General features: G+C 68.9%; 11 protein-coding genes. 4 read left to right on the forward strand and 7 right to left on the reverse strand.

Annotated features, from left to right (window positions below):
• Positions 1 to 73 precede the first annotated feature (73 nt).
• Complete coding sequence (locus tag WQO_RS03515) at positions 74 to 1,117, reverse strand: zinc-dependent alcohol dehydrogenase family protein (RefSeq protein ID WP_010056205.1); 1,044 nt, start codon at positions 1,115 to 1,117, stop codon at positions 74 to 76.
• 174 nt (positions 1,118 to 1,291) lie between these two features.
• Between WQO_RS03515 and WQO_RS03520 the strand changes: the two genes are divergently transcribed.
• From WQO_RS03520 to WQO_RS03530, 3 genes are all read left to right on the forward strand, one after another.
• The gene (locus WQO_RS03520) at positions 1,292 to 2,719 is read left to right on the forward strand and encodes an MBL fold metallo-hydrolase RNA specificity domain-containing protein (RefSeq protein ID WP_010056204.1); all 1,428 of its coding nucleotides are present in this window, start codon (positions 1,292 to 1,294) and stop codon (positions 2,717 to 2,719) included.
• Positions 2,720 to 2,789: 70 nt separating this feature from the next.
• Complete coding sequence (locus tag WQO_RS03525; protein WP_010056203.1) at positions 2,790 to 3,440, forward strand: CBS domain-containing protein; 651 nt, start codon at positions 2,790 to 2,792, stop codon at positions 3,438 to 3,440.
• A 52-nt stretch (positions 3,441 to 3,492) separates the two neighbouring features.
• Positions 3,493 to 4,881 carry a nicotinate phosphoribosyltransferase gene (locus WQO_RS03530; protein ID WP_010056202.1) on the forward strand — a complete coding sequence of 463 codons (1,389 nt, stop codon included), beginning with the start codon at positions 3,493 to 3,495 and terminating at the stop codon, positions 4,879 to 4,881.
• On the opposite strand, the gene WQO_RS03535 is transcribed toward WQO_RS03530, so the two are convergent.
• The 4 genes from WQO_RS03535 to WQO_RS03550 form a co-directional block, all read right to left on the reverse strand.
• Entirely contained in the window at positions 4,815 to 7,550 is a 2,736-nt protein-coding gene (locus WQO_RS03535; RefSeq protein WP_010056201.1) for a cation-translocating P-type ATPase, read from the reverse strand. The genes WQO_RS03530 and WQO_RS03535 overlap by 67 nt on opposite strands.
• Positions 7,551 to 7,702: 152 nt before the next feature.
• On the reverse strand, positions 7,703 to 8,206 hold the full coding sequence (locus WQO_RS03540; protein WP_010056200.1) for a flavodoxin domain-containing protein: 504 nt from the start codon (positions 8,204 to 8,206) through the stop codon (positions 7,703 to 7,705).
• Positions 8,207 to 8,215: 9 nt separating this feature from the next.
• The gene (ppsA, locus tag WQO_RS03545; RefSeq protein ID WP_010056199.1) at positions 8,216 to 10,624 is read right to left on the reverse strand and encodes a phosphoenolpyruvate synthase; all 2,409 of its coding nucleotides are present in this window, start codon (positions 10,622 to 10,624) and stop codon (positions 8,216 to 8,218) included.
• 97 nt (positions 10,625 to 10,721) lie between these two features.
• The gene (locus WQO_RS03550; RefSeq protein ID WP_010056198.1) at positions 10,722 to 11,627 is read right to left on the reverse strand and encodes a universal stress protein; all 906 of its coding nucleotides are present in this window, start codon (positions 11,625 to 11,627) and stop codon (positions 10,722 to 10,724) included.
• Positions 11,628 to 11,807: 180 nt separating this feature from the next.
• On the opposite strand from WQO_RS03550, the gene WQO_RS03555 reads away from it, so the two are divergent.
• The gene (locus tag WQO_RS03555; RefSeq protein ID WP_010056197.1) at positions 11,808 to 12,683 is read left to right on the forward strand and encodes a universal stress protein; all 876 of its coding nucleotides are present in this window, start codon (positions 11,808 to 11,810) and stop codon (positions 12,681 to 12,683) included.
• 71 nt (positions 12,684 to 12,754) lie between these two features.
• Here the strand turns inward: WQO_RS03555 and WQO_RS03560 are convergent, their stop codons facing one another.
• Together WQO_RS03560 and WQO_RS03565 are read right to left on the reverse strand one after the other, a co-directional pair.
• Positions 12,755 to 13,432 (reverse strand): helix-turn-helix domain-containing protein, encoded by a 678-nt coding sequence (locus tag WQO_RS03560; RefSeq protein WP_010056194.1) that lies wholly within the window; start codon positions 13,430 to 13,432, stop codon positions 12,755 to 12,757.
• Positions 13,433 to 13,537: 105 nt separating this feature from the next.
• Positions 13,538 to 14,446 carry a universal stress protein gene (locus tag WQO_RS03565; protein ID WP_010056193.1) on the reverse strand — a complete coding sequence of 303 codons (909 nt, stop codon included), beginning with the start codon at positions 14,444 to 14,446 and terminating at the stop codon, positions 13,538 to 13,540.
• Positions 14,447 to 14,590: the final 144 nt, after the last annotated feature.

The raw sequence follows: 14,590 nt of genomic DNA on the forward strand, positions 1-14,590 counted from the left end.
GGGAGCGGCACCGGTCGCGGTTCCCGCGCCGCTCTCCTCGGAGGGTGACGGCGGCAGGTGAGGCATCCGTGGGTCACTGCGGGGCATGGAGGGCGACCTTCAAGGCTCCGGTGTCCGCCGCCCGGGAGAACACGTCATACGCCTCCTCCATCTCCTCCAGTTCGAACCGGTGCGTGACCAACTCGGCCGATGGCAGCCTGCCGTTCGCCAGCATCCGCAGCAGCATGGGAGTCGATGCGGTGTCCACCAGTCCTGTGGTGATGGTGACGTCCTTGATCCAGAGATCCTCCAGGTGGAGGGTGGCAGGTTTGCCGTGAACACCGATGTTGGCGACCCGGCCGCCGGGCCGGACCATCCGGGTGCACGTCTCGAAGGTCTCTGGTACGCCGACCGCTTCCATGACCACATCAGCCCCCAGCCCGTCCGTGAGGTCCGCGACGAGTTGCCCAGGCTCCTCGTCGGCACGGACGGTGGCTGCGGCGCCGAGAGATCGGGCCGCCTCCAGCCGGGCGTCCGCGAGGTCGACCGCGATGACCCGCTCGGGCGAGTAGAGACGGGAGGTGGCGATGGCGGCCAGACCGATCGGGCCTGCGCCGACCACGACGACGGTGTCACCCGGGCTCACGCCGCCGTTGCGGACACCGACCTCGTAGGCGGTGGGGAAGATGTCCGCCAGGAGGACGGCGTCGACACTGTCGACGGAATGGGGCAGCGGATAGACCGAGAGGTCGGCGAACGGCACACGGACATACTCCGACTGTGTGCCGTCGATGGTGTGGCCGAGCACCCAGCCGCCTCCGCCCCGGCACTGTCCGTAGCGGGCTTCCCGGCAGTAGCGGCACCTCCCGCAGGCAGAAATGCAGGAGACCAGCACCCGATCCCCCGGCCGTACGGTCCGTACATCGCCGCCGGCCTCCACCACGGTGCCCACCGCTTCGTGGCCCAGCACCCGCCCCGGCGTCACTTCGGGCACGTCACCCTTGACGATATGCAGATCGGTACCACAGATAGTGACCGCTTCGACACGCACGATGACATCGGCGGCGTCCTCGATGTCCGGATCGGGAACATCCCGCCAGGTCGTGCGGCCCGGTTCCTCAAAGACGAGTGCCTTCATGGCATGGCCTCTTCCTTGCCTCAGTTCCACGGAGTCGCTTCCAGACTGACTCCGCCGACCAGTGGCCCGCATGGGCCGGTCGGTACCCATCAGAGCCCCTGCCAGGCCCTGATGTCCTGGAGTACCGATGGGACAGTGGGAGTGCGCCCCGCACCGACAGCAAGGGGGAACTCCATGTCGCAGCCGACGCCGCCACCCGTCCCCCCGGCTTCCCGTGCGGCACTGCTCACGTTCCTCGGTGCCACGAGCACCGTGACCGGCAGCAAGTTCTTGATCGAGAGCGACCACGCCCGCATCCTCGTCGACTGCGGGCTCTTCCAGGGTTTCGCCGATCTGCGCCGCCGCAACTGGGAGAAGTTCGCCCGGCCCCCGGCCGACATCCACGCGGTCGTGGTCACCCACGCCCATCTCGATCACTGCGGGTATCTCCCCCGCCTCGTCCGGCAGGGCTTCCGCGGCCCGATCCTCATGAGCGCCGACACGGCACGGCTCGCCGAGATCGTTTTGCGCGACAGCGCCAGGCTGCAGATGGAATCGGCCCAGCACGCGAACACCCACGGCTGGTCCAAACACCGCCCCGCCAAGCCGCTGTACGACGACGCCGACGTGGAGAAGACGTTGAGCTTCTTCGATCCCGTGGCGGTCGGCAGCGACGTCGAGATCATGGCGGGCACCCGCCTCACACTGCACCGCGGAGGCCACATCCTTGGCTCCGCCTGGGCACGTCTCACCCTGGAGGACGGTCACGCATTGGCGGTGTCCGGCGATCTGGGACGCCCGGGTCACCCTCTGCTGCTTCCCCCGGAGCCGTTCTCCGGCGCCGACGTACTGCTGGTGGAGAGCACCTACGGCGACCGCCGGCACGCCCCCACCGAGAGTCGCGCTGCATTCGCCTCGACGATAGGACGCACCCTCGCACGAGGTGGCACCGTCCTCATCCCTGCCTTCGCCATCGACCGGACCGAGGTCGTCCTCCACGAGCTCGTCGAGCTACGCGCGGCCGGCGTCCTGCCGGCAGCGGTACCCGTGTACGTCGACAGCCCCATGGCCCTCGCGGCGCTGGACGTCTACCGGCAAGCGGTGCGGGACCGGTCGCCGGAGCTCAGACCGGACGTTATGGACCAAGGCGCGGGAGCTCTGAGCCCTGACCCGTTCCTGGCGGCCCGCACGGTCCAGGAGTCCATCGCCATCAACAGCACGCACGGCCCGTGCGTCATCGTCTCCTCGGCCGGAATGGCCACAGGCGGCCGAGTCCTGCACCACCTGCGCCGGCTGTTGCCCGATCCGCGCAACACCGTCGTCGTCGTCGGCTTCGCCGCAGCCGGAACCCGCGCCAGAGACCTGGTGAACGGCGTACCCGCGCTCAAGATGTTCGGCGAGTACATCCCCGTCCGCGCCGAAGTGGCAGATGTTCCGCACTTCTCGGCACACGCCGACGGGAGTCAGATCCTCGACTGGCTGCGCGGCGCCCCGCCCCCGCACACGACGTACGTGGTACACGGCGAGCCGTCGGCCGCCGAGACGCTGCGCGCCCGTATTTCCGACGAGCTCGGCTGGACCGCCGTCGTCCCACGCTCCGGAGAAGCCGTGCTGGTCCGATGACCGAATGCGATAACGGCCCGGCCCCACGCGTTCACACCGCTGACCTGCGGCCGTCTTACAGGAGAGGATCATGACTCCACACCCGTACACCGTGGCCGACGTCATGACGAGGAAGGTCATCGCAGTCGCGCGGACGGCGTCGTTCAAGGACATCGTGACCGCGATGTCGCGGTGGTCCGTCAGTGCTCTCCCGGTCGTCGAAGGGGAAGGCCATGTCGTGGGGGTGGTCTCGGAGGCCGACCTGCTACCGAAGGAGGAGTTCCACGAGCGGAGTCCTGGCCTCCTGGAACAGATGCACCGCCTCGACGCCACAGCCAAGGCAGGCTCCCTGACCGCCGAGGACCTGATGACACGGCCGGCCCTGACCATCGGCCCGGACGCAACTCTGCCACAGGCCGCCCGGCTGATGGCGACCCGCGGAGTGAAACGCCTGCCGGTCGTCGAGGGGGACGTCCTCAGGGGCATCGTCAGCAGGTCGGACCTGCTGAAGGTCTTCCTCAGGCCCGACGACGAGATCGCCGAGGACGTACGGGAGCAGGTGGTCGCGCGGCTCTTCCCTGTATCGCAGCAGAAGGTGAGCGTCCAGGCCGATGCGGGCGTCGTGACAATGTCCGGCCTTGTGAGGGAGGCACGCCTGATCCCGGTGGCAGCCCGTCTGGCACGGGCATGCGCAGGAGTGGTCGACGTTCGGTGCGAGCTGACCGCCGCCGAAACCCGGTGACCGGCACCCGTGCCGCCGTGCACACCTCTGATGGGAGGCGCATGCTCGAAGCATGTCCCAGGTGACCACGACAGATCTGTACGAGGTCACGATGGCCCTGTCCTACGTGCATGAGGGCATGCAGGCACCTGCCACGTTCAGCCTCTTCGCGAGAAACCTGCCTCCCGGACGGGGATTCCTCGTCGCGGCGGGGCTAGAACCCGCACTCGACTACCTTTCCGGGTTCCGGGTCGAGGCGTCGGACGCGAACGAGTTCGCGTCCGTGCTCCACCTCCCGCCCGAGGACCTCGCGCCGCTGCGAGGACTGGCTTTCGGCGGCCAGGTCCGGGCTGTTCCCGAGGGACGGCTGGTCTTCGCAGGAGAGCCGTTGCTCGAGGTCACCGCCCCGCTGCCGCAGGCCCAGTTGGTGGAGACGTACCTCTTGTCGTTGGTCTGTCATGAGACGGCGGTCGCCGCCAAGGCCGGACGGTGCGTCCTTGCGGCGGCGGGACGTCCACTCGTCGATTTCTCCCTGCGGCGGTGCCACGGTCCGGAAGCAGGCTCCCAAGCCGCCCGGTTGTGCGCCATGGTGGGCTTCGCGGGCACCAGCAACGTCGCCGCCGCGGCCCGGTACGGTATCGACGCGTCCGGCACCATGGCTCACTCCTACATCGAGTGCTTCCGCTCCGAGGAAGAGGCCTTTCGGGCTTTCGCCCGAACTCACCGGGGGCCCCTGACCTTCCTGGTCGACACGTACGACACCGACCGGGGGGTGGAGACCGCCGCCCGGGTCCTTTCGGACCTGGCGCGCGGCCCGGGGTGTGGCATCCGGCTGGACAGCGGCGATCTCGGGCTGCTCGCGCGCAGGGCCCGCGAGACGCTTGACGCGGCCGGGCTGCGAGACGTGAGGATCATCGCGAGTGGAGGTCTGGACGAGTACGGGGTCGACGCCCTGGTGCGCGGCGGAGCACCCATTGACGTCTTCGCCCTGGGTACACGCGTCGGTGTCGCCGCCGACGCGCCCTATCTCGACGCTGCGTACAAGCTGGTCGAGTACGACGGCACACCGGTCATGAAGCTCTCCTCGGCCAAGGTCACCGCTCCCGCGCCCAAGCAGGTGTTCCGTGGTCCAGGTCTCCAGGACGTCATCGGCCTGGAGACCGAAGAGCCGCCCGCAGACACGGAGCCGCTGCTTCGGACGGTCATGCGTGACGGGGTGCGGAGCGGGCCGCCCGATGATCTGGGCGCGGCCCGTGCACGGTTCGAAGCCGACCTCGCCGAACTGCCGCCGGACGCCCGGCGCGTCGAAGAGCCCGTGCCACCGGTGCCACGGTCCTCGGCGCGGCTGGAGGAGGTCACCGCGCAGGTGCGGGAGCGGCTCGCGTCACGGAGGCATCATGGCCGGCCGGAGGAGCGTACCGGGCCGACCGGCTCTGCCGATCCCGCGTCCGGCCGGCTGTGACGCCTGCGTGCGCGTCGCATCTCATCCGTTCCCCAGACGATGAAGGGGAAGGTGGCGACCAGCGCGACGACGTCCCAGGGCAGCGCAGCCGTGCCGAACAGGTCCTGGAGCGGTGGGAGATAGACGAGGGCTGCGGTGAAGACGAGTTCGAAGGCGATGCCTGCCAGTAGCAGCGGGTTGGTGAACAGGCCGATGTCCCGTAGGGCGGCGTGGTCGGTGCGGGCCGCGATCGCGGTGCCGACCTGGCAGGTGACGATGCCGGCGAAGGTGGCTGTGGTGGCCATGGTGTAGGCGTGGTGGAGGGCCGCCCCGTCGCCGGTGGGTGCTCCGGGGGTCCAGCCCGAGCGCCAGAGCACGTAGAAGAACGCTCCCATGACCAGGGCCGCCGATACGAGACCGAGGTAGCCCCAGCTGCGTATCAGCATGTCACGGGAGATGACTCCTTGGCGGTGCGGTCGGGGCGGGCGTTTCATGGTGCCGGGCTCGGATCGTTCGCGGCCCAGGGCCAGTGCGGGCAGGGTTTCGGTGCCCAGGTCGATGGCGAGGATCTGCAGCACGGTGAGCGGGAGCGGGACGGCTCCGGCCGACAGCGCGAACACGAGGAACGGCACCACCTCGGGTGTGGTGTGCGCGAAGATGTAGACGATGAACTTGCGTACGTTGTCGTAGACACGTCGTCCGGATTCGACCGCGGCGACGATGGTGGCGAAGTCGTCGTCGGTCAGCACCATGGTGGCGGCCTCACGAGCCACGTCGGTGCCTGACTTGCCCATGGCCACACCGATGTGGGCTCGGTGCAGAGCCGGTGCGTCGTTCACGCCGTCCCCCGTCATCGCCACGATCCGGCCGTGGGCACGCAGGGCGTCGGCCACTTTGAGCTTCGTCTCCGGCGAGGACCTCGCGAAGACCACTTCCACGTCGTCCTCGACCAGAAGGCGGTCCAGCTCCTCGTCGGTGATCGATTCGGAGGCGGCTACGACGTGCAGACGCGGAACTCCTATCCCTACTTCACGAGCCACGGCAGCCGCAGTGGCACCGTTGTCGCCGGTCACGATGAGCACGCGGATCCCTGCTTCGTGGCAACGGCGTACGGCCTCGGCAACCTCCGTGCGCGGTTGATCGTAGAGCCCGACCAGCCCCAGCAGCGTCAGCTCGGATTCGGCGTCCTCGCGCTGCGACGGGGCTTCCGCGCCCATGGGGCACTCCCGGCCCGCGACCGCGAGGACGCGCATGCCCTTCCTCGCCATGCTCTCCGCGGCCTCACGTGCCGGCGCCACGTCCGCCTGGGCGTGGACCTGGGGCAGCACGGCTTCGGGGGCTCCTTTGACCACGACCCGGAAAGGCACGGTCCCCTCGCTCCTCTGAACGACCGACATCAACCGGAGCCGTGGGTCGAACCGGAACAGCGACTGCCGCCCCGCGTCACGCTCGGCCAGGTCCAGGGGCATGCCCCGGTCGGCCGCACCTTCGACGAGGGCCTTCTCCGTGGGATCGCCCTGCAGGGCCCCCTTCTCCGTACGGGTGACAGTGGTGCACAGCGAGGCGGTGTGCGCGAGCTCAGCCGCCCATGGGCCGGGCGAGGCGCCATGAGCAGGGGTCCACACCGCCTGCAGCCGCATTCGGTTGAGGGTCAGTGTGCCGGTCTTGTCGGTGCAGATGACGTCCGTGGAGCCCAGGGTCTCCACAGCACTCAGCCGCTTCACCACCGCTCCCCGGCGGGCGAGTGACCGTACGCCCACCGCGAGTGCGAGCGTGATCGTCGGGAGCAGGCCTTCGGGTACGTTGGCGACCAGGAGGCCGATCGCGAACGTCAAGGAGTCGGTGAGAGGCAAACCGACGGCCACCCCGACGACGAGGAAGACCATTCCCATCGCGACAGCTACAGCGGCGATGAGCCAAGCCACCTTCTTGACCTGCTGTTCCAGAGGACTCGGCTCACGTCGGGAACGCTGGCTGAGTGCCGCGATACGTCCGAGTTCCGTGCGGTCCCCCGTCGCGAAGACCGTGGCCCGGGCCTGCCCTCCCAGACAGGTCGTCCCGCTGAATACGAGGTTGGGTTCCTCGATGAGCGGAGCCCCCGCCCGACCGGCGGCATCCGTCCTCTCCACGGGCGCGGACTCCCCTGTCAGCATGGAGAGGTCGACCTCGACTCCGCCCTCGGTCACCCGCGCGTCGGCCGGGATCTTGCCCCCTTCCTCCAGGAGGATCACGTCGCCCGGAACAAGGTCCCGGGCCTCGATCTGCTGTGTCCTGCCGTCCCGCACGACGAAGGCCTGTTCGGGCAGGTAGTGGGCGAGGGTCTCGACGGCCCGTTCGGCCTGACGTTCTTGGAGCAGCGCGAAGGCGGCGTTGACCGCGATCACGGCGAGGATCGCCCAGCCCAGCACGCCCAGTCCGGCTACGAAGGCGAGGGCCGCGGCAGCCCAGAGCAAGAGGGCCAGAGGGTGGGCCAGCTGAGCTGACACGTCGCGAATGATGGAGGAACGCGCCTTGGACCGCACTTCGTTGGGGCCGTGGACAGCCAGGCGCCGCGAGGCCTCGCGCGCGGAGAGCCCCTCGGGACCGGTGGAGAGTTCACGTCTCAGACGGGGAACGGGCTCGCTGGGATCGAATGCCTCGCCCGGGGTGGGAAAGGCATTGCCCTGGCCTCCGGTCGGTGTCTGCGTCATCGCTGGCCCCGTCGCGTGACCTCGTCGGACGAGCCGAAGGGCCGCACGGATGGCAGAGCCGTGGAGCGGCCGTCGTCACCAGACGGCTCGTAGTCGGTGCCCTTCACCATGCTGTCCTCCTGCCTCGCAACGGCCCAGCACCGCGCGACAGATCAGCTGGACGAGCCGAGTTGGGATGCGATGTGATCGGCCCACCGGCGGATGCGTTCCGGGTTGCGGAAGTCGCCGCCCTTCCCGTGCCGGACCATGCTGTGGGCAATCAGGCCGGGCGTCTGCTCTGTGAGCGCTCCACCGAACGTGATGTGCTCCCGGGCGCCGAGACGCTGCATCCAGCGGGCGACCCCGCGCACCGGCGCGATATCGCGCCGCTCGGCCGAATCGTCGACCGGACCACTGCTGAAGAGCCAGACGGACCGCCTCCTCAGCTCGTCCGCATGGCGGCGGGCGCATCGGCGGGCCTCGACGTGCCAGCGTCCGGCGTAGACAGCGCCCCCGAGAATCACACCGTCGTAGTCGCTCACATCGTTGACACGGTCGGCGGGTATCACCACCGCGTCGACCCCCTTGGAGCGGAGTTCCTCTCCCAGCTCCTCAGCGATTCCCTGTGTCGCTCCGTGCTTGCTTCCGTAGGCGATCAGCAGTCGTGTGCCAGGCATGTCAGACACCTAATCCTGTATCTCCGCGGGAACGTCCCCCTGTGTGCGGGTGCTCTCGGCGCGCGCCACGTGTTGCTTCACCGTCGCGAAGCTGTCCGGAGCCACAGAGATCGAGTCGATACCGGCTTTCACGAGGAACTCGGTGAAAGCCGGATCGTCACTGGGCCTCTGACCGCACAGACCGACTCCACGACCGGCCTCATGCGCGCCGGCCACCAGGCGCTCGATGCTGCGCGTGACAGCCGGTCCGCTCTCGTCGAACAGATGGGCGAGCGCTTCCGAGTCCCGATCGACGCCGAGCGTCAGCTGGGTCAGGTCGTTGCTTCCGATGGAGAAGCCGTCGAACCGTTCGGAGAAGTCCCGAACAAGAATGATGTTGGAGGGTATCTCAGCCATGACGTAGACCTTCAGCCCGTTGTGGCCGCGCCTGAGGCCTTGCTCGCCCATCACGTCGAGCGCCCGGTCGGCCTCGCCGGGCGTCCGGCAGAACGGAATCATGACGACGACGTTGGTCAGGCCCATCTCGTCGCGGACCCGGCGCAAGGCGCGGCATTCCAAGGCGAATCCCTCGCGGTATCCGTCGCTGTAGTAGCGGCTGGCCCCCCGCCAGCCGATCATCGGGTTCGCCTCGTCCGGCTCGAAAGGGCGGCCTCCGAGCAGTCGCGCGTACTCGTTGGTCTTGAAGTCGCTGGTACGCACCACCACGGGGTCGGGCCAGCGCGATGCGGCGATCCGGGCGACGCCCCGGGAAAGCCGGTCGACGAAGTACGCACCCCGGTCCTGGTATCCCTCGGTGAGTCGCTCGATGCCGCGGCGGTCGTCCGCGTCGAGCTCCTCCGGGTGAAGCAGCGCCATGGGATGGGCCTTCACCTGATGAGCGACGATGAACTCCAGCCGGGCGAGCCCGACCCCGTCGGCCGGAAGGCGCCACCACCTCAGGGCGGCGGACGGGTCGGCGAGATTGAGCATGATGCGCGTACGCGTCTTCGCGACGGCCGACAGATCGGTCTCGCGCTCCTCGTACGGGATCAGACCGTCGTAGACGCGCCCGCGGTCTCCTTCCGCGCAGGACACCGTGACGTCGCTCCCCTGCGTCAGGACACGCGTCGCCGAGCCGGTGCCGATGACAGCCGGGACTCCGAGTTCCCGGCTGACGATGGCAGCGTGGGACGTGCGTCCGCCGTGATCGGTGATGATCGCCGAGGCACGCTTCATCACAGGCTCCCAGTCCGGGTCGGTGAGAGAGGTGACCAGGACGCCGCCCTCGGGAAACGTCTCCCGGGCGACCGGGGCGGTCAGCCGTACGACCGGTCCCTGTCCGATCGCCTCCCCGACGGCTGTACCTTCGATCAGTGGCCGGCCGGGGTCAGCCTCCAGCCGGCATTCACGGATCGCGGTGAGGCGCCGTCGGGACTGCACGGTCTCGGGGCGGGCCTGGACGATCGCGAGCTCTCCGGTGACTCCGTCCTTGGCCCATTCCAGGTCCATCGGGCAGCCGTAGTGCTCCTCGACAGCTCTGGCCCATCCGGCGAGGAGGCGGATGTCGTCGTCGCCGAGCACCCGTTGTGCCCGTTCGGCCGGAGTCGTGTCCACGGTGTGAGTGAGTCCGCTGTCCATGTACACGGTCTTGCGACGTTTGGCGCCCACCCGCATATCGATCAGCGGGTTCAGGGAGGGGTTCTTGAGGCTGGGCTTGAAGACGGTGTACTCATCAGGATCCACCTGCCCGCTCACCACCGTCTCGCCGAGTCCCCATGCCGCACTGACCACGATCACGTCGGGGAATCCGGTCTCGGGGTCCAGGGTGAAGATCACTCCTGCGCCGGCCAGGTCTGCGCGGACCATGACCTGGACACCCACCGACAGCGCGACGGACAGATGGTCGAAGCCCATGCGTTCCCGGTAGTCGATGGCACGGTCGGTGAACAGCGAGGCAAAGCAGCGATGGCAGGATTCGAGCAGCTGTTCAGGCCCGCGCACATTGAGGTACGTATCCTGCTGACCGGCGAAACTGGCCTCGGGCAGGTCTTCGGCAGTGGCGCTGCTGCGCACGGCTACGGAGGGGGCCTCGCCGCCCGTGCCGCGAGCGAGATCCTCGTATGCCGTGACGATTTCGCCGGGAAGCGACGGGGGCAGTGGTTCGCGGAGTATCAGCGCGCGGATGGCCCGCCCGACTTCTGCCAGCGGGGTGCCGTCACGCAGACGCGCGATCTGGTCCTCGATGGAGGCGCGCAGGCCGTGCGCGGCCAGGAGTTCCTCGTACGCCTGAGCAGTCGTGGCGAATCCGGGCGGGACGCGCACACCTGCGGCGCCGAGGTGTGCGGTCAGCTCACCGAGCGAGGCATTCTTCCCGCCGACGCTCGGGATGTCCTGTCGGCCGAGCTCCGCGAACGGAATCACGTAGTGCCGCGACGTCATGGGAGTCTCCGTGGTTGCGCGTACGTAGGCGGTAGATCATCAGCACCGGTGGGGCGCACCCCCGGGGGCGAGGCCGACCCGCCCCGCAGGTGCGGAGTCACTCCTGGTCGCCCGGGTCCACGTACTGAGGGGGGACGATCTCGATGGGACAGTGCCCGTGATGGAGAACGGCATGGCTGACCCTGCCGAGCGCCGGACCGAGGCCCAGCACGTGGCGACGGCTGCCCAGAACCATCAGATCGGTGTGCTTCGAGGCCTCCACCAGGATTCCGGGCACACTGGTCCCCGTCTCGACGTGGTGCGTGACCGTGAGATCGGGACACGTCTCCCGTATCCGTATCGCCATCGCCGATACCTCGTGCACCTGTTGTTCGGCGACCTCGCCGAGGCTGTCGAGCATGGTGGTGACCGCACCGACCTGAGCCAGGACGTTGCAGACGCTCAGCAAGCGAAGGGAAGCCTTGCGGACCTGAGCCTCGGCGGCTGCCAGCATCAGCCAGTCGAGGTCGGACGAGCCGCGCACCGCAGCTGTGATCACACCGGTCGCAGGCCGGTCCGGCTCGCCCCTCACAACGATCACGGGAACCTCGGTCCGAGCGACGAGCCCCAAGCCGACAGACCCGAGCATCAGGGCATCGAAGCCGCCCAGGCCTCTGCTGCCCACGACGATGGTGCCCCGCTCACCAGCCGCCGCGCGCAGCCCGCTCACCGGGCTCAGACGACTCAACTCTCGCGTCACCGTCAGGCCGGGGTGTCGGTGGCCCACTGCTTCCGCCGTATCGATCAGCAGGTCCCTGCCCGCCTCGCGGATCGCCTGGATGGCTTCCACACCCGCGTAGAGCATGCGGTGGTCGGTGTCAGCAGCATGGACGACATGAAGGGGCCGACCACGACGGTCCGCTTCCTCCGCAGCCCACAGCGCGGCCGTGCGCGCCGGGGCCGACGCGTCCACACCGACGACAAGGGGCCCGAGTTCGACTGGGCGGGGAGCTGCGCTGGTCATGACTCCTCCTCGGAATGGTCCAGAGACCTGCCCTCACCACGGTTCCACCGCGGCGCATGGCAGACATGGGCCGTTCGGTCCCGATCGAGACCTGTCGGCCCTCCCCACCTTCCGGATCACGGCGGGAAGCTGGTCACAGACTTCCGCACCAGGAGCCCCGTACACCGAGGAGGCACTGTCATGACACGCCACGTCACTGTCGGCCTGGACGAATCCCCCGAGGGTCTCGCGGCAGCGCGGTGGGCCGCTCGTGAGGCCATGCTGCGCGACGCCCCGCTGCATCTCGTACACGTGGAGGAGTGGCCGGTCACTCCGGAGATACCGCAGACCTTCACACAGTCACTCGTCGAACGGTACGAAGCCCTGCTGCAGGAGACTGCGGACCGGGCCCGCCGGGACCACCCCGGTCTTGAGGTGACCACGGAACTGGTGCAGGGCCGGGCCATCGACGAGCTGACGCGCGCCGCGGACGAATCGGTGGTCACCGCGCTGGGTTCACGGGGGCTCGGATCACTTGTCGGCTTCCTGATCGGCTCGGTTTCTCTGGGTGTCGTGGCGAAGACGCGGAGCCCGGTCGTCCTCGTACGTCCGGAGGGGACCGATACCGCCTCCCCCACCGAGGAAGCCTCTGCCGGCAACCCGGGGATTGTCGTGGGTATCGACGTCTCCCACCCCTGCGACCCTCTGCTCGCCTTCGCCTTCGAACAAGCGGCCCGCGCAAGTTCGGGACTGCAGGTAGTACACAGCTGGTCTCTCCCGGCGACGTACACATACGCAGCGATCCTGGACCCGAGCGTGGGCAGTGGAGTCGGTCAGCACGCCGCCCAGGAACTGAACGACATGCTGCGCCCCTGGCGGGAGAAGTTTCCGCAGGTCAGCGTCTCCGAGACCTTGGTCATGGCTCCGCCGGCCAGTGAGCTCGTCCGGGCGTCCCGGGGAGCCGAGCTGGTCGTGGTCGGACGGCGCGGCAGCCGACATGTGGGTCCCCACATCGGCCACGTCGCCCATGCTGTGATCCACCACGCCTCCGCGCCGGTGGCCGTAGTGCCCGTATGACTGACCTCAGCCGTGGGCAGCATCTCCCTGGCTTCGAGCCAGGCCGAAGCACCAGGGCCGCACGGGCCGCGTCAGTAGGCGTCTCCCGGGGCATCGGGAACGAGAATCCTCCGCCCCGTGATGCGCCTGGCCCTCAGGAGCATGACGTGTTCACGCTCTTGTCCTGCCCAGGGAGTCGAGAATGCCGCTTCCCTGAGCTGCCGGGACGCATCACCGTCCGCAACCGGTCGAACGGTTCCCACGATCAACACGCTCCAGCCTCTACTGAAGGCGTCGTCGAAATGGTCGGCCTCGAAGGCGATCTCCGTGTCCGCGGCAGCAGCGAGCGGGGAATCGTCTCCCGTCCTGAACATGACCTCGCCGTCCAGCACCTGGTAGTTGACCGGCAGCACGACGGGTCCGTCCTCCAGAGTCAGGGCAACCCGTCCTACGCCGTGGTCTCCCAGCCGCGTCCAGCACGTGCCCTCGTCGAGTTCGACCATCCGAGCTCTACGGGCTCCGCGGCCAACGGCGGGCGGCAGGTCGCCCGCACCCCCTGACAGTTCCTGAACCGTGGTCTCCAGCGCGTCGGCAAGCCTGAGCAGAAAGCCGACGCCCGGCGTGGCGGGCTGTTCCTCGACGTACTCGATATAACCGGGCGCGGCCCCTGCCCGCAGCGCCACGTCCTGCCGTGACAGTCCGAGCTGGAGGCGGCGTGCCGCGATGCGTCGGCCCAGGTCGCCTTTGGCCGGAGGTGGCGTTGAGGACATCGCTGGCTCCTTACTCCTCGGCTTCTCCCTCCGAGCGGGTCCTGCACTTCACGCTAGCCAGAGCCAGGAGCGGACGCAGCGCGGAGGGCGGTGCGGTGTGGGGACTCAGGCATCTGTCGTCGCAGCATCGTTGACGCGCTGGGGCACGACGGCGACGGGGCACGCGGAGTGGTGCAGCGCTCGGTGGACCACCCTGCCGAGCTCGAGGCCGATGAAGCTTCCCTGACGTCGTGCTCCGACGACCAGCAGGTCGGCTGCGGCGGATCGCTCGACCAAGATCTTGGCGGCCGGCCCCTCCGGGGTGGCCCTGCTCACCGGGACATCCGGGTACTCCCGGGCCGGTCCTTCGAGTGCCTTGTCGAGGAGGGCGGCGGCGCGTGCTTCCGCCGAGTCTGCCGGATCGCCGGTGACGAGCTGGTGCTCGGCAGGTCTCCCGGCAGGTTGGCGCCACGTCTTGAGCACGTGGAGTGCGCACCCGCGAGTGGCCGCCTCATGGAAGGCGAAGCGCACCGCAGGAGCCCCGACATCCCTGCCGCCCACCCCCAGGAGGATACGTTCGTGTCGGGAGGCAAGCGCCACCTCGTCCCCACGCACCACGACCACGGGACACACGCTGCGGGCCGCCACCACGAGGCTCACCGAGCCCAGCAACACGGAGGCCAGTTGACCTCGTCCCCGTGAACCGACGACAACTGCCGAGGCCGAGGCGCCCTCTCTCAGAAGGGCGCTGGTGGCGTCCTCGGCGAGGACGTCGGTGGAGACCGCCAGAGCGGGCACGCGGAGCCGTGCACGCTCGGCAGCGGCGCCGAGGATGTTCTCGGCGAGAACACGACCCGCCGGCCGTTCCAGGCCGCCCGTCGGTACCGCTCCCTCGTACCGCTCCCAGAGCGAGGCGTACACCATCCTCAGCGGAGTCGCATGACGCGCGGCCTCGTCAGCGGCCCAGTCCACCGCTTGGAGACTGGATTCAGAGCCGTCGACCCCCACCACCAGCGGCGCCTGCATGATGCCCACCACCCTTCTTCGAAGGATTGACTTCTCCCAGGCTGGCACCGGGCACCGTGCCGGGCCAGGGCCGGTCGGTCCCCACCTCTCTCCGACCGACCCAGGAGCGGTAGGACTGGGTGCGCTGTGGGCTGATCGGTACCGGGCAGGGCC

The sequence above is a fragment of the Streptomyces globisporus C-1027 genome (assembly GCF_000261345.2).
Classification (GTDB): Bacteria; Actinomycetota; Actinomycetes; order Streptomycetales; family Streptomycetaceae; genus Streptomyces; species Streptomyces pakalii.